The organism is Deinococcus alpinitundrae (assembly GCF_009982895.1).
GTDB classification, from domain to species: domain Bacteria; phylum Deinococcota; class Deinococci; order Deinococcales; family Deinococcaceae; genus Deinococcus; species Deinococcus alpinitundrae.
Genome location: NZ_WXZL01000037.1, coordinates 1 through 26,261, shown reverse-complemented (window position 1 = coordinate 26,261; position 26,261 = coordinate 1). Strand labels below are relative to the sequence as shown.

At 61.9% G+C, this 26,261-nt stretch carries 26 protein-coding genes and 1 pseudogene; 11 read left to right on the top strand and 16 right to left on the bottom strand.

The genetic code is table 11. The features are described from left to right. Nucleotides 1-239 precede the first annotated feature (239 nt). Complete coding sequence (locus tag GUI70_RS20355) at nt 240-530, top strand: type II toxin-antitoxin system HigB family toxin (protein ID WP_202630538.1); 291 nt, start codon at nt 240-242, stop codon at nt 528-530. 21 nt (nt 531-551) lie between these two features. Further along, complete coding sequence (locus GUI70_RS20350) at nt 552-971, top strand: helix-turn-helix domain-containing protein (protein ID WP_161884129.1); 420 nt, start codon at nt 552-554, stop codon at nt 969-971. Nucleotides 972-1,279: 308 nt separating this feature from the next. Here the strand turns inward: GUI70_RS20350 and GUI70_RS20345 are convergent, their stop codons facing one another. Then, a complete protein-coding gene (locus GUI70_RS20345) occupies nt 1,280-1,555 on the bottom strand; it encodes a metal-sensitive transcriptional regulator (protein WP_161884128.1) in 276 nt (91 codons plus the stop codon). 170 nt (nt 1,556-1,725) lie between these two features. Here GUI70_RS20345 and trxA point away from each other — a divergent pair, with 170 nt between their 5' ends. The 4 genes from trxA to GUI70_RS20325 all read left to right on the top strand — a co-directional run bounded on the left by trxA (nt 1,726) and on the right by GUI70_RS20325 (nt 5,654). Next, on the top strand, nt 1,726-2,160 hold the full coding sequence (gene trxA / locus GUI70_RS20340; protein WP_161884127.1) for a thioredoxin: 435 nt from the start codon (nt 1,726-1,728) through the stop codon (nt 2,158-2,160). A 585-nt stretch (nt 2,161-2,745) separates the two neighbouring features. After that, nucleotides 2,746-4,122 carry an MBL fold metallo-hydrolase gene (locus GUI70_RS20335; protein WP_161884126.1) on the top strand — a complete coding sequence of 459 codons (1,377 nt, stop codon included), beginning with the start codon at nt 2,746-2,748 and terminating at the stop codon, nt 4,120-4,122. Between the two features lie 53 nt (nt 4,123-4,175). Beyond that, the gene (locus GUI70_RS20330; RefSeq protein WP_161884125.1) at nt 4,176-4,475 is read left to right on the top strand and encodes a rhodanese-like domain-containing protein; all 300 of its coding nucleotides are present in this window, start codon (nt 4,176-4,178) and stop codon (nt 4,473-4,475) included. 66 nt (nt 4,476-4,541) lie between these two features. Further along, the gene (locus GUI70_RS20325; protein WP_161884124.1) at nt 4,542-5,654 is read left to right on the top strand and encodes a sulfite exporter TauE/SafE family protein; all 1,113 of its coding nucleotides are present in this window, start codon (nt 4,542-4,544) and stop codon (nt 5,652-5,654) included. On the opposite strand, the gene GUI70_RS20320 is transcribed toward GUI70_RS20325, so the two are convergent. The 3 genes from GUI70_RS20320 to GUI70_RS20310 form a co-directional block, all read right to left on the bottom strand. Then, entirely contained in the window at nt 5,564-6,274 is a 711-nt protein-coding gene (locus tag GUI70_RS20320) for an anti-sigma factor (protein ID WP_161884123.1), read from the bottom strand. The two genes, GUI70_RS20325 and GUI70_RS20320, sit on opposite strands and share 91 nt — an antisense overlap. Beyond that, nucleotides 6,271-6,897 (bottom strand): RNA polymerase sigma factor, encoded by a 627-nt coding sequence (locus GUI70_RS20315; protein ID WP_161884122.1) that lies wholly within the window; start codon nt 6,895-6,897, stop codon nt 6,271-6,273. The genes GUI70_RS20320 and GUI70_RS20315 overlap by 4 nt, the downstream gene beginning before the upstream one ends. Nucleotides 6,898-7,409: 512 nt before the next feature. Next, nucleotides 7,410-8,303: a LysR family transcriptional regulator gene (locus tag GUI70_RS20310; RefSeq protein WP_161884131.1), complete on the bottom strand. Its 894-nt coding sequence runs from the start codon at nt 8,301-8,303 to the stop codon at nt 7,410-7,412. A 79-nt stretch (nt 8,304-8,382) separates the two neighbouring features. Between GUI70_RS20310 and GUI70_RS20305 the strand changes: the two genes are divergently transcribed. The 4 genes from GUI70_RS20305 to GUI70_RS20295 are packed head-to-tail and all read left to right on the top strand — an operon-like array spanning nt 8,383 to nt 11,516. Continuing rightward, entirely contained in the window at nt 8,383-9,300 is a 918-nt protein-coding gene (locus GUI70_RS20305) for an SLAC1 family transporter (RefSeq protein WP_237725074.1), read from the top strand. Next, a complete protein-coding gene (locus GUI70_RS24605; RefSeq protein WP_237725073.1) occupies nt 9,297-9,515 on the top strand; it encodes a hypothetical protein in 219 nt (72 codons plus the stop codon). The genes GUI70_RS20305 and GUI70_RS24605 overlap by 4 nt, the downstream gene beginning before the upstream one ends. 50 nt (nt 9,516-9,565) lie before the next feature. Next, nucleotides 9,566-10,864 (top strand): molybdopterin-dependent oxidoreductase, encoded by a 1,299-nt coding sequence (locus tag GUI70_RS20300; RefSeq protein ID WP_161884121.1) that lies wholly within the window; start codon nt 9,566-9,568, stop codon nt 10,862-10,864. A 10-nt stretch (nt 10,865-10,874) separates the two neighbouring features. Beyond that, entirely contained in the window at nt 10,875-11,516 is a 642-nt protein-coding gene (locus tag GUI70_RS20295) for a cytochrome c (protein ID WP_161884120.1), read from the top strand. 205 nt (nt 11,517-11,721) lie between these two features. Here the strand turns inward: GUI70_RS20295 and GUI70_RS20290 are convergent. The 7 genes and pseudogenes from GUI70_RS20290 to GUI70_RS20260 form a co-directional block, all read right to left on the bottom strand. Continuing rightward, nucleotides 11,722-11,928: pseudogene (locus tag GUI70_RS20290) on the bottom strand (transposase); the annotation flags it as partial. 128 nt (nt 11,929-12,056) lie between these two features. Further along, nucleotides 12,057-12,347 carry a transposase gene (locus GUI70_RS20285; protein ID WP_161884118.1) on the bottom strand — a complete coding sequence of 97 codons (291 nt, stop codon included), beginning with the start codon at nt 12,345-12,347 and terminating at the stop codon, nt 12,057-12,059. A gap of 1,074 nt (nt 12,348-13,421) precedes the next feature. After that, complete coding sequence (locus tag GUI70_RS20280; RefSeq protein ID WP_161884117.1) at nt 13,422-14,828, bottom strand: replication initiator protein A; 1,407 nt, start codon at nt 14,826-14,828, stop codon at nt 13,422-13,424. A gap of 1,119 nt (nt 14,829-15,947) precedes the next feature. Then, nucleotides 15,948-16,466: an ABC transporter permease gene (locus GUI70_RS20275; protein ID WP_161884116.1), complete on the bottom strand. Its 519-nt coding sequence runs from the start codon at nt 16,464-16,466 to the stop codon at nt 15,948-15,950. 90 nt (nt 16,467-16,556) lie between these two features. Beyond that, nucleotides 16,557-17,540: an ABC transporter substrate-binding protein gene (locus GUI70_RS20270; protein ID WP_272952913.1), complete on the bottom strand. Its 984-nt coding sequence runs from the start codon at nt 17,538-17,540 to the stop codon at nt 16,557-16,559. 513 nt (nt 17,541-18,053) lie between these two features. After that, nucleotides 18,054-18,383, bottom strand: a complete 330-nt coding sequence (locus GUI70_RS20265; protein ID WP_161884115.1) for a DUF1330 domain-containing protein — start codon at nt 18,381-18,383, stop codon at nt 18,054-18,056. Nucleotides 18,384-18,491: 108 nt separating this feature from the next. Next, entirely contained in the window at nt 18,492-18,869 is a 378-nt protein-coding gene (locus GUI70_RS20260; protein ID WP_161884114.1) for a nuclear transport factor 2 family protein, read from the bottom strand. A 136-nt stretch (nt 18,870-19,005) separates the two neighbouring features. On the opposite strand from GUI70_RS20260, the gene GUI70_RS20255 reads away from it, so the two are divergent. Next, entirely contained in the window at nt 19,006-19,866 is an 861-nt protein-coding gene (locus GUI70_RS20255; RefSeq protein WP_161884113.1) for a helix-turn-helix domain-containing protein, read from the top strand. Nucleotides 19,867-20,054: 188 nt separating this feature from the next. On the opposite strand, the gene GUI70_RS20250 is transcribed toward GUI70_RS20255, so the two are convergent. From GUI70_RS20250 to GUI70_RS20230, 5 genes are all read right to left on the bottom strand, one after another. Continuing rightward, nucleotides 20,055-20,963 (bottom strand): ParB/RepB/Spo0J family partition protein, encoded by a 909-nt coding sequence (locus GUI70_RS20250; RefSeq protein WP_161884112.1) that lies wholly within the window; start codon nt 20,961-20,963, stop codon nt 20,055-20,057. After that, nucleotides 20,960-22,000, bottom strand: coding sequence for a type II toxin-antitoxin system prevent-host-death family antitoxin (locus GUI70_RS20245; RefSeq protein ID WP_161884111.1), 1,041 nt, complete (start codon nt 21,998-22,000; stop codon nt 20,960-20,962). The genes GUI70_RS20250 and GUI70_RS20245 overlap by 4 nt, the downstream gene beginning before the upstream one ends. A 648-nt stretch (nt 22,001-22,648) precedes the next feature. Then, nucleotides 22,649-23,488, bottom strand: a complete 840-nt coding sequence (locus tag GUI70_RS20240; protein ID WP_161884110.1) for an alpha/beta fold hydrolase — start codon at nt 23,486-23,488, stop codon at nt 22,649-22,651. Between the two features lie 220 nt (nt 23,489-23,708). Beyond that, nucleotides 23,709-24,194, bottom strand: coding sequence for a hypothetical protein (locus GUI70_RS20235; RefSeq protein ID WP_161884109.1), 486 nt, complete (start codon nt 24,192-24,194; stop codon nt 23,709-23,711). Continuing rightward, nucleotides 24,157-26,261 (bottom strand): GAF and PAS domain-containing protein (locus GUI70_RS20230; protein WP_237725071.1); only part of this gene is annotated, 2,105 nt, incomplete at its 5' end. The genes GUI70_RS20235 and GUI70_RS20230, both read right to left, overlap by 38 nt.

Here is a 26,261-nt window from a genome sequence, read left to right as displayed (position 1 = left end):
ATCGACATCACTCGGGTACGCACGGCGATCCATCGCTCCAGTTTGCCAGCGGCAAAATCATCCCGCCAAACTTCGATCCCGTCTCAACTAGCCTCTAGAGTAATCTGCTGTTCTTGGTCTCCGATGACCCCCTGTCGGTCGTTCTCGCAACCCCTCAGCATCTCCAGACTGCCGCTGTCACAGACAGGTCTATGCGTACCTTGCATACTATGCGTATTCCGCATAGACTGTCGTTGGTCATGCCCATGAATGTCATCACGGCCGCGACCCTTCGGCAAGCCGCCGAGCAGTACCCCGATGCCCGCAGCGCCCTCGAGGAGTGGTACACCATCGTCCGGCACTCGGACTTCGCCAGCTTCGCCGAGATCAAGGCGACCTTCGCCACCGCCAGCTGGGTCGGCCCGGACTACGTGATCTTCAACATCCGGGGCAACCACTACCGCCTGATCGTGCGGGCGAACCTCACTTACAAGAGCTTCTTTGTCAAGGCCTTCCTGACCCACCGCGACTACGACGACTGGCGCCCGTGACCGCGCCGAGGAGAACCCACCATGACCCACCATGCCGAGGCGCTCAAGGCCTGGGCCAGGCTGCCGCTCGAGATCCGTGAGGTCGCTTCCCCTATCGAAACCGAGTCGCAGTACCAGCAGGCCCTCGAACTCTTCGAGGAGGTCTGGAACGAGGTCGGCGAGAACGCCGGCCACCCGCTGGGCAGCTTGTTCGCGCTGCTGCGAGACCGCCTCACGGCCTATGAAGAGCGCCACCACCCCGTACCAGCCGCGCCGGCCCACCGGGTCCTGGCCTATCTGATGGACCAGCGGGACCTGCGGCAGACCCAGCTGGCTGAAGTCCTGGGCATCACTCAGGGCAACGTCAGCCGCCTGCTCAGCGGCCAGACCCCCTTCTCGGTCGAGACGGTGCGGCGTCTGGCTGAGTACTTCAACACCAGCCCGCAGGTCTTTCTGGGCTAAGGGAAATTGAGGGATGAGCGCCTCGACCCTTGCGTCATCACCGTTTGCGACACCATCGCCGAGGCCTGCGCGGCCGACCCTGCCGCGCAGGCCTGGCTTGTCGAGTAGACCGTCCTTTCTCAGGTGCCGCCAATCCGGCCAGAGACGCGATTCACGCTCAACAGCATGTCGGCAGAGCCGTGCCGGAGTAGCACCACCCCGAGGGCCAGCTATTTGGCCCGGGTCTTGCTGACGCCATCATTTCGGCTCTCCCTTCAAGGTGAGCAGTTGCGACATGGACCCGCCGGCACTTTTGGTGTTGGCGGACTTCAGCGTAAAAGGCGGGCCGTCTTGACGAGTTCTTGCGGAGACAAGGGCGTTCCATCATCCATCAAACAGCGATTGATGTACTCTTCAAAGATGGCGTCACCGGTGGCATCGAGGGCACTCCGGATGCCGCTGAGGAGCGTCAGAATGTCCTGACAGGGACGCTCCTCTTCCACCATCTTCTGCAACCCGCGTACCTGCCCTTCCAGGCGGCGCAGGCGGTTGAGCACACGTTGCTTGTCGGGTTGCCTCTCCGTGAGCTGATGAGCGCTCGTCATGTTGACCATCCTTTTAGAGACCGTGAGAAACGACGTCAGCGTTCATATTCCTGCCATCGAAATGATACCCCATGAGGGTATTATTTCCGTATGACCCGTTTTGTTCTGGAGGCTTCCAGGGCCCGTCCACCTCAGGCGAAGTTCCTGCGCGCCCACTCCGCGAGGGTGTCATGAGCGGCGTGCTGATCTGTCCGGAGTGCGGCAGCAAGAACCGAGTACAGCAAGTTCCTGGCGGGCAGGTTCCCGTCTGCGCGCGTTGTCACGCAGCCCTCCCCTGGCTCCATAACGGCAGCGACGCCAGTTTTGCCAGCGATATCCAGGCCGGCGTGCCAGTGCTGGTGGACTTCTGGGCCCCATGGTGCGGACCTTGCCGGGTTATGGGGCCGGTGCTCGAACAGATTGCCCGTGAGCAGGCTGGCAAGGTCCGGGTGGTCAAGATCAACGTGGACGAGAATCCCCAAAGCGCCGCCCAGTTTCAGGTCCGGAGCATTCCGACGCTGCTGATTTTTAAGGGCGGCAAAGCAGTGGACTCGGTGATCGGCGTCACACAAAAAGCAGCCCTGATTCAGAAAATCTCAGCGGCCAGCAGCGCTTCACCGGCTTGAACCTCTGAATCGGTACATCAACAGAAAAGGCTGGGTACTCTCGCTTTTGACGGTATGACCGTCCGCTGAGACATTGGCTACGGACCGAACCTCTGACGCAGCTGGCGACCCGCCTGGTCTATCCCTTGCCGTCTGTAACCAGGATGTGCCCGAACGACCTTGCATGCTGTTGGTGGCGCTTGAGCGGAGCATTCGGGTGGGCGTGCTGGGTGTAGCTTCCGACGCCAGCGGTGATAGGCCGCCGCGTTTGGGAGGGCGCTGCACTTTACCGCTGGATGGGCGTTCATTCGTTACCTGCAGCATGGGGCGTGGGATGACGTCGTGGTGATCTGGCCTCACTTATTTTTTGCACGGCTCAATCTGGATGTCATGGTGAACCGGGTGGAACTGATCAGCCTGAGCTGGTCGCCGTTCCGGTCGGCATATTGGTGATTTGACCGGGGCGTCAATCGCTGCAGATTTTGGGTTGAGGCATGACGAGCCATAAGACCCCCAGAGTTATTTGCCTAATACCCCTGGGGGGTATATGATGAGCCATCAAAGGCTCCTGACGCTTCAGGAGGTCAGCAGCCTCGGAGGAAACCTATGTTCTTCAAACGCTTGTACGACACGGATCTGGCTCAAGCCTCGTATCTGATCGGCTGCCAGCAAAACGGTACAGCCGTCGTTGTGGATCCGGTGCGCGACGTTCAACGTTACCTTGACCTCGCCCGGCAGGAAGGCCTCAAGATCGTGGCCGTAACCGAGACGCACATTCACGCCGATTACCTCAGCGGCAGCCGCGAACTCACTGCCCGAACCGGCGCGGCGCTCTACCTCAGTGACGAAGGTGCCGCCGAGTGGCAATATGCGTTTGCCCATGAAGGCCTGCACGACGGCAGCGAGATCCGCCTGGGCAACGTGGTGCTCCGGGCCGTGCATACCCCAGGACATACCCCCGAGCACCTCAGCTTTCTGTTGATCGACGGCGCCCGGACCCCCGAGCCGGTGATTATGCTCACTGGCGACTTCGTGTTCGTCGGCGAGCTGGGCCGCCCGGACCTGCTCGACGAAGCGGCCGGCGGCGAGGATACCCGTTTTGCCGGCGCACAGCAGATGTTTCAGAGTCTGCGGCAGAAGTTTCAGCCGCTCGAAGATTACGTGCAGATCTGGCCCGGCCATGGTTCGGGCAGCGCCTGCGGCAAAGCTCTGGGCGCCGTAGAAAACACCACCGTGGGCTATGAGCGCCACTTCGCCTGGTGGGCCGATGACCTGGCCGACCAGGACGAGGCTACCTTCACTGACGCCCTGCTCGAGGGCCAGCCGGACGCGCCGAGCTATTACGGCCGGATGAAGCGCCAGAACAAAGCCGGGCCCGCGCTCCTCGGCGACGTGCAGCCGCTCACGGCCCTATCTAGCCAGGACGTTCAGGCAGCATTAGAGAGTGGTACGCGTCTGATCGACACCCGTACTCGCGAGGCGTATCAAGCGGGCGCGGTGCCCGGCAGCTTACACTTGCCTGCGGGAAAGACCTTTGAAACGTGGTCGGGCTGGCTGCTGGATCCCAGCAAGGAATATCTGCTGCTCGCTTCTACTCCGCACCAGGCTGACGAACTTCGCCGTCGCCTGTGGATGACCGGCATTGACCATCTCACTGGCTTTTTCACCAGCCTGGATGGTCTGAAGATCCAGCGGCAGCCAGCCACGCCCGCTGCCAACCTCGATCTGAAGCGAGCCTTTGTGCTCGACGTGCGGGCGAAGAGCGAGTACGAGGCGGGGCACCTCGAAGGTGCCACCCAGCTGCATGCTGGCCGGCTGATCCACAACCTCGGCCGGATTCCCCGCGACCGCCCGGTGATCGTGCACTGTCAGGGCGGAGCCCGCAGCGCCGCCGCCGTGAGCCTCCTGCGCGCTGAGGGCTTTGACAACATCATCGACCTCGAAGGTGGTTACGCCGCCGCCAAGTCCACCGTCCTAGCCTGAATCACAAATCCAGCGCAGTTCAATCCTGTGCTTTACCCAGTGGAGACATCACTATGTACCAAGACATCACGCCACAGGAACTTCAAGCGCTGCAGCAATCCGGCGCGCAAGTCATCGACGTCCGCGAGGACTGGGAATACGGCAGCGGACATATCCCCGGCGCACGGAACATTCCGCTTGGCACCTTGCCCGATCAGGCCAGCACGCTGCAAGGGCCACTGGTCGTCGTGTGCGGCAGTGGCGGGCGCTCGGCCCAGGCGGCGCAGTACCTCGCCGCGAACGGGGTAGGAAAGGTCGCCAACCTGCTCGGAGGCACCGCGGGCTGGATTCGTTCGGGCCTGACCATCGAGTAAAGTGCGCGGTTCTGGAGTCTTCGTGATGTGTTTTGAGTACCCGTATCTGCCCGAAGTGTCCCGCCCATGATGCTGGCCTGGATCGGCGCTGTCGTGATTGGTCTGAGCCTGGGCTTGCTAGGGTCCGGCGGCAGCATTCTGACGGTGCCGGTACTGGTTTACCTCGTCGGCGAGGCGCCCAAGCTCGCCATCACCGAGAGCCTGGCAGTGGTGGGCTTCATCGCCCTTATCGGGGCGGTGCCCTGCGCCTGGCGGCACTGCACCGATTGGCGTGCGGTACTGCTCTTCGGCTTGCCAGGTCTAGCCGGCACGTTTCTGGGCACGCTGCTCAGCCACACCCTGCCGGCCGCTTTGCAGCTCTTGATCTTTGCCGTGTTGATGCTGGTCGCGGCCTCGCGGATGTTCAAGCCGGCCCCGAACACCGCTAAAGCGTCCGTCCGGCCCTGGTGGCAGGTGCTCAGTGCGGGGCTCGGCGTGGGCGTGCTGACCGGTGTGGTGGGCGTAGGCGGGGGGTTTCTGATCTTGCCGGCTCTGGTGTTGCTGCTCGGCTTGCCGATGACGGCGGCCGTGGGCACCAGCCTCGTCATCATCGCCTTGAACTCCGCCATGGGCTTTGCCATGCACGCGCTCAGCGGCACGCATGTGCTGCACTGGAACCTGATTGCGCTGCTGGGTGGCATCGGCGTTCTGGGAAGCCTGGCGGGTAATCACCTGTCGCGCTTTCTCTCGCAGCAGACGCTGAGACGCTCCTTTGCGGCGTTTCTGGTTTTGCTGGGCGGGTATATCCTCTACACCAATGTCCCCAGTGCCCTGAGTCACTGGCAGCAGGCCCCCTCCGCGGCGGGGGCTCCCGCGGTGGCGGTGCGCCGCGGAGCGCTCACTTCTCTCGCCCACCTGCGGGTGACCTTTTTTTTGGAAGGAACGTGGAAATCAGCCACGCCAACATCGTCATCTCTATTCGGGAAAGTCGAGGCGGCCCAGGTCGTGGGCCAGGGTGGTGCTGGGAAACAGGGCGAGCGTCAGGGCCAGGATTCGCATGGTGCTGCCTCCATGCCCCCGTATACGATCAGCGGTGCGTTTGGATGCCCTCAACTCTCAGGCAACCGGGTCCGGCCCAGCGGGTGGGTCGGAGCGAGGCTGCCTCCCGCTGGCTCGATGCTCACGCCCACCGAGTCGTAGCCCCGCCAGGACACCTCCATCACCGTGCCGCCCGTCAGGCCCAGACTGGTCGGCACGCCCGCACGCGGCCCGCTCGCCTGCCGCCCCCAGGCCTGATAAACCTGGCCCGGCGCAGCTTTCTTGTTCAGCACCAGCAGCGCCCTGCCGTCGGGCCTGACATACATGGAACCGTAAGGCTGGCCGTTCTTGGAGGTCAGGGTGAGGAGCCGGGCTCCCTGGGCGAGCCAGTGCCGGGCGCTCGCCTGCGCCGTTTGAACGCCAGACCGGGTGCTGACCAGCGTGTAGCCTCCCACTGCCATGATCAGCGCGATGGCCGCCGCCAGAGGCCAGACTGGAAACCGCCGCAAGCGTACTGACACTGAAGGTGCCGAAGAAGGCGGTGCCTGCGCAGAACTGCGGCTCCGCTGGGCCTGAATCGCCTTCCAGGGGCCTTCCGGTACCGCGACGGCTGGCAGGTCGTCGGCCAGTGAGAACAGGGCTTCCCGCAGCCGGGCCACCTCGACGCGGCAATCGGCGCAGCTTTGCAGGTGGGTGTCCACGGTCATGTCCTGGTCCGGATCGAGGCTGGCGAGGACGTAATCAGGCAGCAGGTCGGTCGGATGGTCGTCGGGGCGGGTCATGGCAGCATCCTTTCTCTGAGTTTCAGCAGGGCGCGGCGCAGGCAGCTCTTGACGGTGCCGAGCGGCAGGCCGGTGCGGGCGGTGATCTCCGCGTGGGTGTAGCCGCCGAAGAACATGTCTTCCAGCAGCGCCCGGTCGGTGTCCGGCAACGCCGTCAGGGCTGCTTGCACCAGCGCCGCATCGAGCGGGTCGCGGGCAGCCTGGGACGGCAGATCGAACGCTTCCTCGCCTTCGCGGTCATGTTCGCGCACGGGTCTGGAACGGCGGGTGCGCAGCCGTTCCAAACAGAGGTGGTGGACGATGGTCAGCACGAAGGTCCGGACGGTGCCCCGCGACGGATCGTAGCGGTCTGCCCGGTCCGCGAGCCGCACGAACGTGTCCTGCAAGACCTCCTGGGCATCCTCGGGCGTGCCCAGCATCCGCAGGCAGACCCGGTAAGTCACGCCGGACAGACTGTCATAGAGGGCTTTGAGCGCGTCCTCGTGTTCATGGCGCAGTTGAACGATCAGCTGCTGATGCGCCGTGTCGGGCAAGGGCAACGGCGTGGGTTCGGTAGAGGTCACAGGCGGTTCGAGCGGCGCAGGCGCATGCTGGGAACGGTGGGGAGTGGGCGCAGCATACATACCTTCCTCTATGCGTGGGGCAATGACCTTGGATGCAGTTCTTGATGTGAGAGCAAGTGCTTCGCCTCAGCGCATTTCTTCTGATGTGATGCGGACTGTGCTTGATTCCCGTATCGTCGGGAAAGTGCCGCCTGCATGTCCGTACCGCGAAACCCGTCCTTTCGCCTCCTCCTGCCGCCGTAAGTGGACGCCTATGAGGACGCCACTCCTCCCGTCGTGAACGGACGCCCGTGCGGACGCCACTCCTCCCGTCTGGGATCTGGCCGCCGGGTCGAATGGAACCCGCATTTCGTCCGCGATGCAAGTCGGAGACTGTCCGGGCTGAAGTTCGCCCCGCACTCACCGGGGAGCGCGTCCACAGGTCAACATGTTACACGGCGGCTGGAACGGACATGCGCTTGGATTACCCTACGCCCCCTGGGTTTCCCAGAAGCGCGGTGCTCGCCAGGGAGCCCCAGCAACCCAGCTGCGCAGGCCCAGACCAGAAGCGTCAGGGAGTGCGCTGTGGTCCTTCATTCGTCTGGCCCGAGCAGGGTCACGAACATCTGAACGGCTCTAGACAGCAGTTCCGTCGGGGTGCTGACCACGGCCAGATCGCGGTTTAGGCCGGGCAGATCTAGCGGCGGACTCACCAGCACGCCCGCCGCCACCTCCCGCCGGACGATCAGTTCCGACATGAAGGCCGCTCCCAGGCCGGTGATCACAGCCTCCTTAACTGCCTCACTGCCTGTCAGGGTCAGCACCTCATGAACCTCAATTCCCGCCCGCTCCAACGCCGCCTGGGCCACCTCACGGGTGCCCGATCCCGCTTCCCGCCAGACCAGCCCCAGGCCGCTCAGCTGGGCGGGCGTGAGCGGCCCATTTCCGGCCAGTGGGTGCGACGGGGCCACTACCAGCCGCAGGGAGTCGTGGGCAAAGGTGCGCCGGATCAGGTCGGCGGGCAGCGTTCCGGCAGACCCCTCGATCAGCGCCAGCTCGCAGTCCCCGGCCAGCAGTAAGGCCAGCACGTCGTGGGTGTTGCCCTGCTGCACCCGCAGGGTCACGCCGGGAAAGCGGGCATGGTACTGGGCCAGGACGCCTGGCAGCAGGGCCGCCGCAATGGTGCTGCTGGCGGCGATGTTCAGCACGCTGAGTTCCAAGCCCCGCAGATCGGCCGCGTAACGTCGGGCTCCGTCGAGGGCGCGGCTCACCGCAATAGCGTGCGGCAATAGCCCCTCGCCCGCCGGGGTCAGCCGCACACCGAAGCGGTGACGGGTCAACAGCGGTTCGCCCACCGCCTGGGTCAGCAGTTTGATCTGGTTCGAGACGGCCGGCTGCGTCAGGTTGAGTTCGCCCGCTGCCGCGCTCAAGTTGCCAAGCCGGGCGACTCGCACGAAGGTCAGGAGATGTTCGGGGTTGAGAGCCATATCCAAATATAAATTATTTTTGGATATGGCAAGAGAATGCCTATTTGAGTTTATTAAGCTCGGCTTCTAAGCTGAGGGCATGACCACTTTATCTCCCTTCACGCGCCTGGCCGCGCCCAGCGAGGCCATCCGGGGCTTTACCCCCAACTGGTTCACCGTCAACATGGGCACCGGCATCGTGTCGCTGATGCTGCCCAAACTGCCCTTTGCGGGCAGCGCCGCCATCGGTGAGGGCCTCTGGTGGCTGAACATGGGCCTGCTGCTCCTCTTCACGCTGCTGGCGATTGCCCGGATGGTCCAGTACCCCGCCGAGTGCCGCGCTACCCTGTGCCACCCGGTGCAGAGCATGTTCCTGGGAGCCGTTCCGATGGGGCTGGCCACCGTCATCAACGGCTTCATCACCTTCGGGGTGCCGCAGTGGGGCGAGGGGGCCGCGCTGCTGGCCCGTGACCTGTGGATCTTCGACGCGCTGCTGGCTGCAGGCATCGGCCTGCTGGTGCCGTACCTGATGTTCACCCGTCAAGACCACGCGCTTGAGCGGATGACTGCCGTCTGGCTGCTGCCGGTGGTGGCCTCGGAAGTAGCTGCCGCCAGCGCCGGGCTGATCACACCGCACCTGAGCGTGGCCGCCGCAACCCTGCTGATTTACGGCGGCTACGTGCTGTTCGCCTTGTCGGTGCCGCTGGCGCTGATGATCATCACGCTGCTGGTCTTGCGCCTGGCGCAGCACAAGCTGCCGGGGGCCGAGCTGGGCGTCAGCATGTTCTTGCCGCTGGGGCCGCTGGGCACCGGAGCGCTGGCCCTGCTGCAACTCGGCGCGGCGGCTCCCCGCGTGCTGGCGGCGCAGAACCTGGGCGAACTGGCCCCGGTGGTGACCGGCGCAGGACTGCTGGGCGCTCTGGTGCTGTGGGGCTTCGGGGCCTGGTGGCTGGCGCTCGCCACCCTCACCACCCTGCGGTTCCTGAAGACGGGCCTGCCGTTCAACCTCGGCTGGTGAGGCCTGACCTTCCCGCTGGGGTTTACACCGCGTCTACCTTCGGCCTGGCCGCCCTGACCCACCTCGCCTTCTTCAGCACCCTGGGGCAAGTGATGGTGGCGCTGCTGGCTGCGCTGTGGGTGCTGGTTGCGGGCCGCACCCTTCACGGAGCCTGGCACGGCCACCTGTTTCAGAGCCAGCCGCTCTCCAGCGAAACCGGCCAGCCCCTGCACTGAACGCTGCTGACCGGTATCCCCCTTTCCCTGACCCGCTGACTGGAGGCTTTATGAATGACCCCGCTGCCCCCCTGACCCGCCGCGCCGCGTTGACCTTGCTGGGCAGTACCGGTGTGGCGCTGGCCCTCGGTCAGAATGCCCTGGCCCAGCGTGCCGTGCAGACGCCCGACGCGCCGATCTTCAGCGGCCCCACGGCCCTGGAGGGCTGGAACGGCCTGGGGCCGCTGATTGCCCTGCCGCAGAAAGTGCCGCTGAAGAAAGTGCCGCTGATCCGCTTGGTGGACCGCCCGCCGCTCTACGAAACGCCCCGCGCTTACTTTCAAAGTCCCTTCACGCCCGCGTCGGCCTTTTTCATCCGCTCGAACCTGGCCCTCTTCCCGGCCAGCATCGACCTGACCACCTGGCGGCTGAAGCTCGGGGGCCACGTGGAGACAGCGGTGGACTTCAGCTTCGCTCAACTGCTGCGCGAGTTCGAGCCGGTCAGTGTCAACGCGGTCTTGCAATGTACCGGCAACAGCCGCGCCCGGTTTCAGCCGCGCTGCCCCGGCGGACAGTGGGGCAACGGCGCGATGGGCTGCGCCACCTGGACCGGCGTGCGGCTGCGCGACCTCCTGAAGAAAGCGGGCGTCAAGGCAGGCGGCGTTCAGATTCAGTTTCAGGGTCTGGACAAGGGCGCGGGCGCGCCGGGCAGCGGTGGCGCGGAGTACAAGAAGAGCCTCAATCTTGACGATCCGGTGCTGGACCGCTGCATCGTGGCCTACGCCATGAACGGCCAGCCGCTGCCGCTGGTCAACGGCTTCCCGGTGCGGCTGGTGGTTCCCGGCTACTTTGCCACCTACTGGATGAAGACCCTGAGTTTCATCCGGGTGCTGACGGAGCAGGACAGCAATTTCTGGATGGCCACCGCCTACCTGCAACCGGACAACCTGAAGGGCACGACCACGCTGCAGGCCGTCAAGGAGAAGAGTGTCAAGTTCAGGCCAGTCGGCAGTATGCCGGTGCGCTCGTTCATCGTGACACCCGACGAAACGGTCAAGGTGCAGGCCGGTCTGCCGATGAGCATTCAGGGTCTAGCTCTAAGTGGTCGGGGCGCGGTGACGAAGGTCGAAGTGTCCACCGACAGCGGCAAGACGTGGAAAGACGCGAAGCTCGGAGAAGACCACGGCGAGTACGCCTTCCGCCCCTGGAGCTTCGCCTGGACGCCCAAGCAAGCGGGAACGTATACCGTGGCGGTCCGGGCCACCGACGCCAGCGGAGCACTGCAGACCGATACGGCCATCTGGAATCCTTCAGGGTACTTGTGGAACACCATCGAGCGCCAGAAGATCGTCGTCGGTCAGGCGGGTTGAGGAGAACGGTATGAAATATCCAGTGCTCTGGGGCATTCTCTTCCCAGCCGTCGTGGTCACCCTGGCCATTCCGCTGTCGAACGTGATCATTCCTGGGGTGGCGGCGGCGAAACCGGCAACCACAGCCACGCTGCCTGCGACCGCCTCACCCCAGGCGACCACAGCGGGCGTGCCGCCCCAGCCAGCTTCTACCGCCAGCCCGTCCAAACCGGCAGTCGCGGTTCAGGCCGCCCCTGCCGCCGCCGCCGTTCGTACCAACCCGCCCGTAGTCGCGGCGTCCCCAGATCAGGTGCAGACCGTGCAGTACGTCGACCAATCACGTCGGGTGATCGATCAGGTCACCGCTCCGGCCTACACCACCGACGCCAGTTACAGCATCGGCAGCCTCACGCAAGACACCCCGGCGTTGGTGGAAGGCGCGCACGTCGACCTGGTGCGGGCCAATTGCAGCGTCTGCCATGCCACCACCTTCATCTCGTCTTCAACTGGCGGCAAAACGACGCGTACAGTGCAAAAGCAGCCACTGGAAACCCACACTTACCGCTACCGCCGCTATGACCTGCGCCTGAACGCCGATGAGCGCGACGCATCAAACTACCTGCTGTTTCTGGAAGACGAGCGCGGGCAAGTTTACGTGTACCGGCGCAATTGACGGGGCTTGCTGCGGCGTTTTGACGGGCTACAGACAGGCCCGGCCCACTCTTGAACGCCTGACCGAATCCAACAAGCGCCCCTTTTCTCGTGGCTTCGTTCGGATACTCCGGTCTTCCACGCCGTCCTGTGGTCCTCGCCTCAGTCGCTGATTGCAATGTATGGTTGTCGGCCAGAACACGAATTGGGTTTGCCTCATGCCTCTATACGCCGATCCGCAAGCAGCTGAGCCACGCCAGGGTCACCAAACTGAACAGCCGTTCAAGGCGCTTGGGTTGGCTGACCCTGGTGCGTTCCAGGTTGAGCCCTCTGGCTGTAAGGCTGCCAAAGGTGCATTCCACCGACCAGCGAAGCTTGTAGCGTTTCCAGGTCTCCAACACACCGAAATCCGTCGCCATGATGACCAAATCCCCTGGCCCATGTGCTGGAGGGCGACACCGATCCGAGCGCGTTCACGTTCCATGAGACGCCTGAGTGGCCATGCGGCACGCCGAGATGGCCTCGGCGGCACGTGAAGTCGCATTGGAACCCTAGTAGTCCGTCAAGAAGGATTTGATGAAATTTTCGGGTAGAGGCAGGGCAGCTTTCGGCGGGCATCATCGGTGGTGAACCGCCACTTTACGCCCACCCGCTTCTGGTTGCGCTTCCTCGACCAGGCCTCGACTTCGCTGCGAAGCCGCTCCATACTGTCGATCCGACGATCCAGACATTGACGTGACAGCACAGCGAACTCGATCTCGACAGCATTCAGCCAACTGCCGTGCTTGGGCAGAATTTCAAACCGGTGCTTGGCAGCCTCTAGGTGATGGCAACCGCAGCCAAATCTCGGCACAGCAGCAACCGTTCATCGTCACTGCACACGCCGACCCCACCCGTACCACCCGGCACAGCGCGCTGAAGCGCTTGACGATGGCACCCGACTACCAGCGGCCGCACTGCAGGTTTCTGTTCTTTCGGCAGGCCTGGCAGCGGCTTCATTGGCGGGCCCGCCGCTGGGCAGCTTGATCGGGTTTGTGAAGGCTGCACCGCGTACTTTTTAGCCCCGATGACATGACACGCCAGATCGTGCAGTGAGGTCCTTGAGCGGCCCCGCTACAGTGCTCAAGTCGTCTAACGCTTCTAGCGGCGCACAGGAGGGCTGTGAAGGGGTTAGCGGTACTGCCTTTGGACCTGAATATCATCCCCGACACACAACACGCGGAATAGACGCCTCGTAGGGCGGTTTAAAGGCAATAGAATCCGCTTTGTATTGAGCCAAGCGTCCCACGACTCGCCCCAACGCACGAACTTGCCACAACGTAAGGGCCGATGTCGCCGACTTGGCGTGGCCGAGGCAGCCCAGCAGCATGTGGATAACGAAAGCCAGATTCACACGTGGAAACGCAGTTTCTGGGGCGGACTGTGCCCGCTTTGTTGGGGACAGAACGGATCAACGTGTGGGACTGCTGTACTGAGAGAACGACCGTTTGAAGCGTACCCTGGCCAAGAAGGAACTGGCGTTGGACATCTCGCGAAAAATGCGGCGGCTCTGACGGTGGACGAGATCATCGTTCTCCGACAGGGCCATCCTCAGCTCCGCCTCCGGCGATTCGTCCGGTATGCCGGCGTGTCCTCCTGGCCCTCGTCAGTACGCTGGGACCTGTCATGGCCGTCAAGGTGCGTGAAGCGGAGATCTTTCCCCGGGCGAACGCGGGCCGCTTCACCCACACCGTTGCCTCCACGCCGATCCCACTGGGCCTGGCTCAGGTCACTGCCGGTGCCACCGTCGCCCCGTCACCATGCAGGCCCCCTGCGCCCCTACCACCTGCCCCCGATGCCGTGCACCCCACACAACGAACTCCCAAACCATTCCTCAGGATAGAGCCAGGAGCTCTACCGTGCGCTGTCTGGGAGCTGCCAGGGCAGATCAACGTTCTGGATCGAGCACGCCGCGCATCATGAAATTCCGCGCCTGAGCGGCCGCAGCTCCCGCTTCCGCCCGAAATGAGAGGGCAAAGATGCGGTCCTTAAATTCCTTGATGTCCACCTCCGACGTGAGCAGCATCGATTCAAGGTGCTGAAATTCCTGTTCTTTGAGTTGGCTCTTCAACGTCACCCGAAAGGCTCTCATTACATCTAGGACATGCTCCTCGCGTGAGCCCAGCAAGCGGCTTTCCAGGTCCTGCTGGGCTTTCTCCTCGGTCTCTTGGGCCCGCTGCCGGGCGCTTCTGCGCGGCGTCCCGGTGGCCCCGTCTCCCGACTGGCCGCCAGCAGAACGCGGATCGGTGTACTTCCCGCTGTCGTCACGCACGACGTCCGTCAGGTATCCGGGGATATTGTTGGGTCGGGCCTTGCCGTTACGGAAAATGGCCTCGAACATTTGAATCCGGTCGAGCACCCGCTTCTCGCCGAACTGGTTGACCAGTTTCGCCGCAGCTGGCCGGGTAATTCCGTACTCCACCAGGGCATTGACCGCCGGGCGCTCGTCGAGCAGGACCGACACAGTCCCGATTTCGGTCAAGTCAGAGAAGATATAGCTGATCATCTGCTTCGCCCCCCGTCCGGTGTACACCACCTCCTTGAGGTAGCCTTGTTCCATCAGTTCATCATGGGCGCTATCCAGGGTGCGCCGCACCCGCTTGGGCGTGCGGTCGTTGATCTTGCATTCCTCAGCCCACTTGATCAGCCCGAACGTCAGGATCGCTTGCGGTCTTTGAATATCGTGCGGCGAGTAGCGGCTGGCATCCAGCAGCCGGTACACCGCCCGGGTAACCGAAGTTTTCAGGCTGCGGGAGAATTCATAATCATAGGGCCGCACGTAATTTGCTCGGATTGATTGAACGATCGGTTCAGCCAGCCGGATGGTGATCGGCGTGCTGTTGGAAAATGCGCCCTCCTCCACATTGGTGACATAGCGCAGCAGTTCGATGAAGTTGAAGCTCACGGTGGTCCAGCGGTTGCGGCGCGCATCCCGCCATGATTCGGCCGCCGTATAGGTGGCTCCTTTGAGCCGGTTGAGTGACTCTTTCAGCTGCCGGTAGTACTGCCCATTGATTGGAAAACCAGCCGTTTTGATGATGTTGTAAGCGGTGGTCTGAAACTCTCCATTGGCTGGTGAACCGGCATCGATGTAGATCTGCCGCAGGGCGTTGGCGATGTCATCGTCGAGTCCGTGCGGAACGCCGCCGAACTCTGCAGGTGCCACACACTTCAGGCTGGCCGGCCGGCCTTCGATTTCAAAATCCTGGGTCCAACTGGTGTACGTACTGGGAATTCGTTCCTGGATAGAAATCAGACCCAGGCGACCGACATTCGCTTCATCAAATCGCTTCAAGGCCGTAGGGGAGCTGGGTTTAATTTTGATTCTCTCTGGAGAGATCTTCACCGTTTTCGACCTGGGCATCGTTGACCTCAAGTACCGGGAGTCTAGCGCAACAGACCACGCCAAGGTGCCGTATTCCCTTGAAGATGATTTTCTCTAATTGATTCTTTATGATCTGTAAACTACATGATGATCATCATCAAGGGAAAATGTGGAATAAGTGTGCCAGACGGGTTCCAAGGTACGCATTGGGCCAAATTCATCTGCAATTTCAGACCGGAACGGGCCAAATTCATCTGCAATTTTCGTCAAAATGGGCCAAATTCATCTGTATTGCCCCCGCCAAATGGACCCAATTCATCTGTACCCGTCACCCCCAAATGGGCCAAATTCATCTGTATTGCCCCCGCCAAATGGACCCAATTCATCTGTACCCGTCACCCCCAAATGGGCCAAATTCATCTGTAGGCTCTTCCTGAACAGACCAAATTCATCTGCATCTCTTCCTCCAAATGGGCCAAATTCATCTGCTCGTCGTAAACGCGGTCGTGTCCATGCTGCACGCTCTTCTGGCACGGTTCCCGGGAAAGGGCCAAATTCATCTGCTCCGGCAAAACACCGGGAGAACAGGCCACATTCGTCTGTATTTTCCTCAACCCGAGGTCTCGACCAGTTCAACTCGGAAGCTGGAGTGTAGTAACGACCGTTGACGGAAGATTCCGCCGAACGAATGCTGCCACAGTGACCGCTAGACGCAGCAAGAAACAGCATCCTGGCTCGTCAAATGGGCCAAGTAAATCGGTACTGGGAACCAGGCGGCCGTGTCTGTGACCCTTCGTGTTGTGGAGAAGGACTGAAGAGGCGGCTGGATTGTCTTAGATGGATTCTGCTCCTCAGCTGACTTGCCGCCAGCAAAGAATTGGCCAATCATGGCTTAGATGGTGCGGCTCTTGAACGAAGTGATGGCCGCCTTCTCGGCCGCCTGTGCGCTGGAAATCAGGGTCAGGATGAACACCGGCAGCACCATGTGCCGCAGCACCATGTGCCGCAGCACATCTGCAACCACCGGCCAGTTGCCCTGGCCGACTGAGCGGAACAGCAGAAATCCGTCAATCGAAGGCAGCGAGTAGCTCAGGACGTCGCTGATCCGCTCGGGTGGGAACAGTTGCAGAGGTCGCCGTAGAGCCAGGCCAGCAGGAAAATCCCAAGCACGAAGCTCGGCATTGCCGAGCCAACGATGGCGAGTAGTCGAGCCAGCTGGTCCGGCCAGCGGTTGCGGTAGACGCCGGCGAGAATCCCCAAGAGCACGCCAAACAGCACGATGGGGACGATCGCCACCGTGACCAGCTCGATGGTGGCCGGGAAGTACTGCGCCAGTGCCTGTACCACAGACTCCCGGGCACTGGTTGAGTATCCCAGATTGCCGTGCAGGACCTGTATTATCCATACGCCGTACTGCTTGAAGATGTTCTCGTTGAGGTGATAGGTCTTAATGATCGCTGGGATCTGGTTGAGCTGTTTTTCGTTGGTGATGTATGCCGTGGCCCGTTGATCGGCCGGCAGTGCTTGGGTTAGCGCGAAGACCAGCATCAAGATAACGAGGAGGGTGATCGGCAACTGGAGCAGCCGTTTCACGATGAAGGTCAGCATGGGTTCCTCCAGGGTTTGCGGCGCAACCGGCAGTGGATCATGGTTTCAGGAGCGTGTCGGCCAAGCGGCGGACCCTTTGGTGCCCGGGGCTTATTTGCTGGTGTAGTAGTAAATGTCGCCGGCGTACAGGGGGTTGGTCACGCGGCCCTTGACCCAGTCGCGCTGGGCGGTATAATTCACCGGCTGGTAGATCGGAATTTCAGCCACGTCGTTGAATCCGGTCCGGATCATCTGTCGGTACAGGGCCGCTCGTTGGGCCGGATCACTGATGCTTACCGCCTGATCGATGAGCTTGTCAATCTTTGGATTTCGGTACTCGGTGTTCTGGGGATAGTTGCCGGTCGAAGCCAGGAACGGCTGGGCAAAATTGTGTGGATCTCCGTAATCGGCCTGCCAGCCCAGCATCCAGACCGATTCGCGTTGTACGGCCTGATCCGCGAGGATCTGGCTGAATTGGGTTTCGCGAACGTCAATATGGAATTTGGGATTGATCGCTTCGACGCCGCGTTTGAGCACCTCGGCTGCTTTCTGCCGATTGGCATTGCCGCTGTTAAAGTATACCGGCACGGTAAAGCCGCTCTCCCAGACCTTTCCGCCCCAGGCTTTCTTGAAGGATGTGGTGGCGGCCGCCTTGTCGAAATGGTATTGCAGCGCCTTGTCGTACCCTGGGAAGGACGTCTGCATGGCGGTGTTGTTGAGCACGCCCTTGCCCAACAGTTGGTCTTTCAGGAATGTATCGTAGTCGAAGCTGGCAGCAAAGGCGCGGCGGATGTTGAGGTCGCTGAAAAAGTTCGCCGGAATGCCCTTCTCGTCCAGTTTTCCGCTGCCCAGCTTGGCACTATCTTTAATATTGAAATTCATGAACAGCGTCTGCAGTACCAGGGTGGCGATGTTGTCGATCACTTTGACGCTTGACAGGCCGGCAAACTGTTTGGCCACGTTGCGCGCATAGGAGCCAACCACAAACTGGTCGGCGTCGCCGGTTTTTAGCAGTTGAACTGCGGTGGCCGGCTCATCAACCCGTTTGATCACGACCGTCTGAAGTTTGGCCGGTGCGCGCCAATACTTGTCAATACGTGTGATGGGCGCTGAGGGGTTTCTCCGGGGAGTCAGGTGATTGTGGGCCCCGGGCCTGCTGTGGTCCCTGAGGGCGGCTGTGGCTGTCGGGCTTCGTGAAGGTTGTGGGTTTGGCTCAGCGAGTCAGCCGTGGGCCGCCCGACGGCTGGATCTCCACTGGGTGGCCGGTCTTCCAGACGGACGTGCGGTCCAGGGATGTACCCCATACCGCATGAACGAGGGGCCTTTTCCGGGGTGAGACTGGAGTGAACGTCCTGATCTTCCCTGCTTCCGAGCACGGACTTTAGGTCGAGGGAGGAGCGGCCCTGCGCGGGAAAGCTGTACCGGCCTCGCCAGTGGCGCCCTGTTGAGAAGCGCCTCGGACTGAGAGGAAGCCACTGGACCCTCCAGCATCCGTCCGGCGCGTTGGTCTACCGGAAACCGCCTCCGGAACACCAGCTTCCTTTTCATCTGAGCGGGCACCCTGTCTGCTTCCCTTGTGGCCACCAGGTCAGGCCGTGCTGACCGAGTCTATGGCCGGGCAGCCAGCACGTCGGTCGCCCGGTGTCCGGGTCCGACCCTGTCGACCATGATCACGTTTCCCTCGGCATGGCTGGTGCGCAGCGGCAGGATGGCTTGGTAGGCGGTTGACGTGTACCACAGGCGCGCCTGAAGGCGATCAGGAAACTCGATAATAATCAGGTCGCCCTGCCACAAGCCTTCCAGAACCTCCACCTGGGTGCCGTAGACGACGAATTGGCCTCCGAACGGAAGGAGGGTGGCATCGATCCGCTCAAGGTACTCGGTGATGGCCGGATCGGGAGTGAGGTGGTGCAAATGCGCTACGGCGTATGTGACCATCAGTGCTCCTGGTGGATCGTGTTCATGGCGCACGGTTGCCCGAGACGCTAAGGAAGGGCAGCTTCCCGCTCTGAAAGCCGGGCATCGGGGCTGCCTGTTTCTTTTGCCTCAGCCGGCAAGCTCGGGCGCGCTCGGTACGCCATCCAGGAAACCGGTGACGGTTCGCAAGCGGTCGCCCTGAACTGTGGCGAAGTCCACGCCCACGGCCACCGGTTTGCCAGGCTGGGGTCCAATTTCCCAGGAGAACCGCAGCTGGCCGTGGTGCTCGTCCACTTCGCTCGTTCGGCGGAACCGGTGCTGGGGAAGCTGTGTCTGCACCGCTTCGATCATCGCGTCAATGCCCGACCACCCCTCTCCCTGCATAAGTGGATCCAGGTAGCTTGCGTCCTCGGTCCACGTCTGCGCAATCAGTTCACGGCGCCGTGTGGCGTCTGTCTCGTTCCAGATGGTGATGTATCGGTCGGCCAGGTCCGTAACTTCAGTCATGGGTTGCTCCTTGTGGCCCGACGGTCGGGCATCGGCTCGTCGCTGGGCTTGGTCCCTATGGTGGCCTGTGCAGGCGATAGCGTCGATTACCTCTGAGGTCATGGAATATGTGGCAGTCGGCCGATATGATCGCTCCATGACACAGGTGAAGGGCACGGTGGGTGAGATGCTGCGCCAGTGGCGAGTGCGGCGCCGATTGAGTCAGCTCGACCTGGCCGGTGAGGCGGACATCTCATCCCGGTATCTGAGTTTCGTCGAAACCGGGCGCTCAGTGCCCAGCTGGGGAATGGTGCTTCATCTGGCTGAGTCCCTGGCGGTGCCCCTGCGGGAGCGGAATGTGCTGCTCAGCGCAGCTGGATACGCCCCCATCTTTCCGGAGCAGGCCCTGTCGGACCTGGGCGCGGCGCGGCAGGCGGTGGAGGCAATCTTGAAGGGTCATGAGCCGTATCCGGCGCTGGCGATCAACCGGCACTGGTCGCTGGTGGCGGCCAACCATGCGGTGGACACGCTGCTGGTGGAGGTGGCACCCAGGCTTCTGGTACCGCCGGTGAACGTCCTGCGTCTCAGCCTCCATCCGGAAGGCATCGCTCCGCGCATCGAGAATCTTGCCCAGTGGCGCGCCCACCTGCTGGCGGAGCCGCGCCAGCAGGTGGAGTTCACCGCGGATCCGGTGTTGCTGGCGCTGTTGGAGGAACTTCAGAGCTACCCGGTGCCCCGGCAGCCGGGTCCGTCGCCAGCCCCGCGTTCTCAGCTGGAAATCGCAGTTCCACTCCGACTGGTCACGCCGCAGGGAATCCTGTCTCTCATAAGCACGACCACCGTGTTCGGGACGCCGGTGGACGTCACGCTGTCCGAGCTGGCTCTGGAGTGTTTCTTCCCTGTGGACGAGGCAACGGCCCGGATTCTTCGCCGGCTGGCCGTCATGAGTGCATGTGGCGTGCAGGCGCAGAGTGAAGCGGCCAGGCTCCGACCTCGGAGCTTGGCCGCTCCTGTCTGATCCATTGATGCCGGCCTCCGCCCGGACTCCTGTAGTCCGGCCAACCACCGGGAGCCGGTCCGCCGGGTGAAGCTGCGGATCTGACGGCTGGTTGTACTCCGGTGAGGGCACGGTGCCCCACTGTCGACGAAACCTGAGGGCCGTGGGATACCCGGTATCCCACGGCCCTGAAGATCAGCTACCAACGGTCAGGGGTGCAGAAGAGCGGACAGTTTCGTTTCCAGATCAGCGATCAATTTATCTGCCCTGACGGCTTCTGTCCCGGTGAGGCGTGTCAGTCTGGGAAGATCCTTTTTCACAGCCTGGATTCGGGTGGACAGGGACCGGGACCCCTGGTCTTCCCTGTTCAGGATGTCCCGGACCAGACGGCGCATCTGGTCGGCGCTGAGCTTTTCGTTAATGGCGCGCTGCAAGAGCAGGGCCCGCTGCCCGACATCCGTCCCAAGGACCACGAGTTCGGCGCAGACCTTGGTATCGACCTGTCCTTGACGAATGGCTGCGTGCTCGCCCGGAAGCATCTTGAGGATTGAGGCGCGCCGTTGAGACCAGGCGGTGATCCCGGTGCCGAAGGACCTGCGGAGCAGCGGTTCGACTTGCAGGTCATCCTCCCGCCGGCCCTTCCGGACTGCATTGAGGTATGCGACCACCGCCTCCTGATCCATCTTCAGGCGCCTGGAGAGCAGGTCGAAGCCGATCAGCGTCTCGGTCACTAGGTCGAGATCCTGGCGCTGGCCGTTCTCGAGGACCGCGATCTCATAGGCCTGATCATCGTCAACCTCGAGGAACATCACCGGCACCTTCTTTAATCCGGCGAGTCGCGCAGCCCCAAGCCGCCTCTCCCCTGCGATCAGCTGGATCTGGGTGCCCTTCCGGCGTACGATCAGCGGCTGGATCAGTCCATACGTCCGAATGCTTTCTGTGAGGTCCGCCAAAGCATCTGCCTGCAGGGCGTCATCCGACAGCAGACGGCGGGGATTGAATCCCGGGACGACCGTGATTTCCTGAAGGGCCACTTCAGCGTCCAGTGCCTTGGCGTTCAGTTCTTCCATCATCGCCATCGGGTTGACGGCCGCACCGGACCCCAGCTTGCGGGTCATGACTGGCCTCCGGTGGCCGACTCCGCAGCGACGACCCCCAGCAGCATCAGCAGATCTTGGGCGACGTTCCGGATATCCTGCGCCACCTCGGACCCCGGCCGGTATTTCAAGACCGACTTTCTTGCCCGGGCCGCTTCCATCACGATCACGCTATCGCGGATCTGGCTGGAGAGCGGCGCGACCGTCTTGTAACTCTGCATGAGTTCCAGCAACTCCTTATAGACCCGTGTGTTGCCCCGCACCCGGTTCGGAACGAACATTCGAACCCCGATTCTCGGCGCAAAACCCCGGGCCGCCTTGATCAACCGGACGATCTTGTCGAGGTTCTCCGTTCCTTTGTCTCCGGAGATCGGCACTATCAAATGATCAGCCGCGGCGACCGAGGCGTTGAGCAGCGGTGTGATTCCAGGCTTGGTGTCGATCAACACGAAGTCGTACTGATCGGAGACCTCATCCAGGGCTTCCCTCAGGTTCCCTAGGCGAGACAGGTCACTGGCGATCAGGGTGTCGGCACCGTAGAGGTGGTCGTTCGACACCCAGATGTCAAGGTCCATCAGCTGAATCGGAGGGCCGAGCCGACCTTCCCCGCTTTCCTTCTGAAAGGCACCGAGCACGGTGTGCTTCTCTTGAAAACCCGGCATCTCGTCGCGACCAAGTCCGCCTTCCTCGTCGTGCAGGCCCAGAGATTTTGTCAGCGAAGCCTGAGGATCGGTGTCCATCAGCGCCACTTTGTACCCCTGTTCGAGTAGGGCGAAGGCGAGTTCTCGAGTGACCGAAGTCTTGCCTTCGCCGCCTGAGATATTCGTCACGACGATGCGGTGGGCCATGTGCTTCTCCTTTGTAAGTTGAGTCTGCGTGCGGCTGGCATCCAACCGTCTCAGGGCCAGATAGTCGGAGATCGGAACGATGGCCGCCACTGGCGTGTAGTACTTCTCGACCAGCACCCGTTGCCCGTTCTCGACCTGCTGCAGCACTTCTGCTAGGGTGGACCGTAACTCACGGATTTTCAGGGTGGGGTCCGACCCCTTGACGGCCATATAGGTATTGTAAGAGATGTGTACACCTTTCAGCAACGAAGGTGTACACAAAAAATGGGATACCCGGTATCCCAGCGGTGTATACCTCCAGGCGGTGCCATGCCAGGCCACACCTGAACTCCGCCTTACCCCTTCATTGGGTCCCGACAACCGGTTCCAAGCTCACTCGTTGACTCATCTGGGGCTTGAGGCTGAAAGCCGACAGGGAGAGTCGGAACGGTGCAGTTCTGGTCTACCCCGCTCTTTCTGGAATTGCGCTCGACTCCGTTCAGGCGCCCTGAATGCAGCCAGGCGACGACCGAACAAAGCCTCTCAGCCTTTGGCCCCCTGTCTGTTGACCAGCGGGCCCTGATGGAACGGATACAGGTCGGCGAATCAGCTTAGTACCGGGCAGAGCCGCCAGAGACCGGACGAATTGCCGGCCGTCTCGGTTTGTCCCCGCAGCCGATGCCTTCTATTCTGCAAACGGAAATGCAAGTTTTTGAGCAAATGTGGAAAGCGCGTAGAGACTGCCTCACCGCCCTGCTCAGCAGAAGGACGTAACCCTCAAGAGATCCGCGGCTGTCCGTGGCCAACCCAACCAGATGGATCAGCCCGGGGTGAGTATGGTGGTGCTCCGGCTGGTCTGGCTGGAGGGCCGGGAAAACGCTAACGCAGGAAAAAGTCCCTGATCACTTGGGCCACTTCCTGGGTCTCCCCCTCATTGATGCCAAAATGGTCAAGGGTCGGGAAGAGCCTCGTTTCGGAGAAGGGCAAAATCCGGCCGAGTTGAGTGACCGCCGTCTCTACCCATTTGAACCCGCTTCGTCCCCCCAGCATGATCAGGACCTCCGCTTCCACCTCACGGTAGTTGTGGTACGTACTGTCGAGCGCCGCCAGGGCCAGGTGTTCGTTCAGGTTTTCCGGGAGAAGACTGAGCATTTCCTGGAGTTCCCTGGGCTTCACGACCCGTGGGATCATCAGCTTCATGAGCCACCTTGGCGTTCGGCGGATACGGTCAGGGCCGGTTCCCAACGTAAACTCCACAAAGGCATCGAGCAGCTTGCCCTGCTTCAGCCTCTCCTGGTAGGCAGCCGTCCAGTGCGTGCTGATTGACCCTTCAACCGATACGCCAGGTTCGTAGACGGCGACGCGCGAGAATTCGAGGTTCGAGCGCGCCGCCTCGAGGGAGACGAGGCCGCCGTAACTGTGGCCCACAAGGAAGCGCGCTCCAGTCGCATTCTGGAGCGCGAGCACATCCTCTCGCTCTTTGAGAACGCTGTAGTCTTTTCCTTGCGAGCCACTAAGCCCACGTCCCCGCCGTTCGATGGTATGAACCGTGAAAGACGAGGAGAGCGCATCGGCAAAGTCGGCGTACGTCGACGCAGTTGAGAGGACCCCCGGGACGACGATAACCGAGGGACCATTGCCGACCGTCCGGTAGGCGATCTGGGTCCCGTCGCAGGAAATGACGGTGGAGCCAACGTGGCTAGATCGTCCTCGTAGCACGTGAGCTGATGCCGGACGTAATTGACGGTGATCCGTTCTAGGAACGCGGGGTCGCTCTGGGTGGTCGCTGGCTCATGATCTTCGCGCGGCTGTTCCAATTCCGCACGGGGGAATTGGATCAGATTCTGCGGCGAACGGCAGTTCCGACTGAAGTGCTCCTGAGTCGTCTGTACGATCTAGGGACTTTCCTTTCCTTTCGTTTTCAGACTCAGATCATTGGTTAGAGGTCAAGGGTAACGTTAAAGATGGCCGATGGTGGGTCATCAGCCTGCCGCACAACCGCTTCGGCGAGCAATTCTGCGAAATAGGCCTCCGGGCTGCTCAGGGCGTGCGTACTGACCACCTCGCGGCGTTCTCTCGCGGCCTGATACTGCTTCTCCAACAGGGCGTTGTACGACCAACTGCCCAGCGCGGCAGCGCGGAGCGTCATGTGCCGGCCAAGTTTGTAGTGCAGCGCGGCCCAGAGTGCCGAGACTTCGTCGGACTGGTGCTGGGCGACATACGCGCCAGCGGGATTGTTGTAGTGCCGTCCGTCGTCGAGTCTCAAGGCCAGCGTGATGACTTTGGGGGTGCTTTCTGCGCTGAGCGTGGCCGTGAACGTGAGGCGCTTGAGCGGGAAAAGGAGCAGGAGTCGGTGGACTTCCGGATGCAATGGGTGAGCGAGCAGCTCATCGGCCAGGGCTTGCTCGTCGGATGGCCTGATCAACGGCCGGCGTCAACCTGTGAAGGCGAAGCTCATCCATGAAGTCACTGATGGCCGCCGACGTCATCCCCGCCTGAGCTTCGAACGTCAAGCCGGAGCCGCTCCAGGCAAAAGCGTAGCCGTAGTCGTATTCGGTGAGTTCCAGGCACTTGTGCAGCGCTTCGGCCGTGAGGGCCGCCGGATCACGCAGCTGCTCCAAGGAAGCGGTGAAGTCCAGCAGGTGGTGGTAGCGGTCCAGCTGGACGTTGAGATGCTGCTCGGCCTGCTTGCGCTGGTCGATGTCCCTGGACGTATCGATGAACGCGGTGATCTGCTGGGTTTCCGGGTCGCGTACGGCTTTGAAGACGGTCTCCACCCACAGGTACGTTCCATCTCGGCGCCGCAAACGGTACTCGAACTTTTCTTGCTCGAAACCAGCGCTGAAGCGGCGCTGAAAGGCTTCCTGAAGGGCTGGGAGATCCTCTTCGTGTACGTGATGCAGAGGGTCGGGTCCCAGTAGGTCTTCACTGTCGTAACCGAGTAGGTCGCGCGCGGTCGGCGAGGCGTAGACCACACTGCCGTCGAGGGCGTACTGGCGGACGAGGTCGCTGGCGTGGTCGGCCAGGCGCTTGAAGTTGCGTTCGCTGACGGTCAGACGCTCGAGGATGTCTTGTTGCACCAGACGGGCTTCTTCGCGGGCACTGACATCCCGGGAGTTGACCAGCACACCATTGACATGTGGTTGGTGATGGAGGTCAGCGCCGATGCTTTCGAGCCAGACCCAGTGACCGTCTTGGTGTTGACCGCGGTAGGTGAAGGTGACCGGGTCGCTGCCTGGAAAGAGCTGCACCAGAGCCTGCTGCACCTGAGGGTGATCGTCCGGGTGAATCAATGGGTAGATACTCTGATCGAGCAGGTCGGTTGCGGAGTACCCCAGAATGCGTTCGATGGACCCGCTCTGGTAACGGATCAGTCCCTGGTCATCCAGAATGGTAGCGATATCGGAACTGTTGAGGTTGACGGCGCGTGACCAGTCCTGTTCACGCTTGAGTTCCTGAGCGAGGCGACTGCGGTCCAGGGCCGGCGCACACAACTGAGCGACCATCTGCAAAAAGGTCTGCTCCTGAACGTCAAACTTGTGATTTTGGTGGAACAAAAGCGCCAGCACGCCGAGCAGGCGATTGCCGACCATGAGTGGCAGGACAGCGACACTCTGAAATTCCAGGCCATGCTGCGCATGAATTTCCGGGTAGAGGGCCTGGAACGTCTGATTGCTCATGAAGAGCGCTTCACCACTCCGGGCCACATCCGTGACCGGCATCTTGAGCGTCAGGGGGAGGAGGCTGTCCAGTACGGTACTTTGAGTTGAAAAGCCCGCGTCACTGGCCAACTCGAGGTATTGCCCGTTGGCGCTGATCAGGCGGATACTCCCTGCGCCAGCACCGAGCACTTCAACGCCGCTGGTCAGGAGCGCGCTGATGACCTCGGGGAGAACGTAGGTGCTGTTCACGGCCTGAGCCATTTCCCACAGCGCTCTGCGGTGCTTATCCTGGAGCCGCTGCTCCGGGTGAAATTGCAGCACCGTGGTCTGCACGTTTGGATCGTTCAGGAACGACACGGATGACGCGCGGACCCACAGCCATTCACCGTTCGCCCGCCGAACGCGCACCCGCACGCTTTCGGCAGCATCCATGACCGGACTGTGCTGGAGCGAGTTCTTCAAGGTGAGGTGGTCATCAGGATGAATCCAGGCAAACACCTCCTGCCCCAACACAATCTCCGCCGAAGCACTGAGGACTGCCTGCGCGGCTGGATTGCAAGAGAAGACGCGCCACTGAGCATCGAGCAGCACTGTCACTTCAGCATTGATCGAGACCACCTGACTGAGCAGGACACGTCCTGGGGGAAATAAGTGCGTCATCTTCAGCTCCTGGTGGGCGGTGTGCGCACGATCCGTCAAGTAAGAGTCTGTGGGACTTCTTACAGAGTCTGTGGAGTGAACCCAAAACGCAGGACCAGCAGGCAAGTCACTTCTAGGTTGGATGATAGCGGGCAGCGAACTCGGCAGGGGGGACATAGCCAAGACTGGAA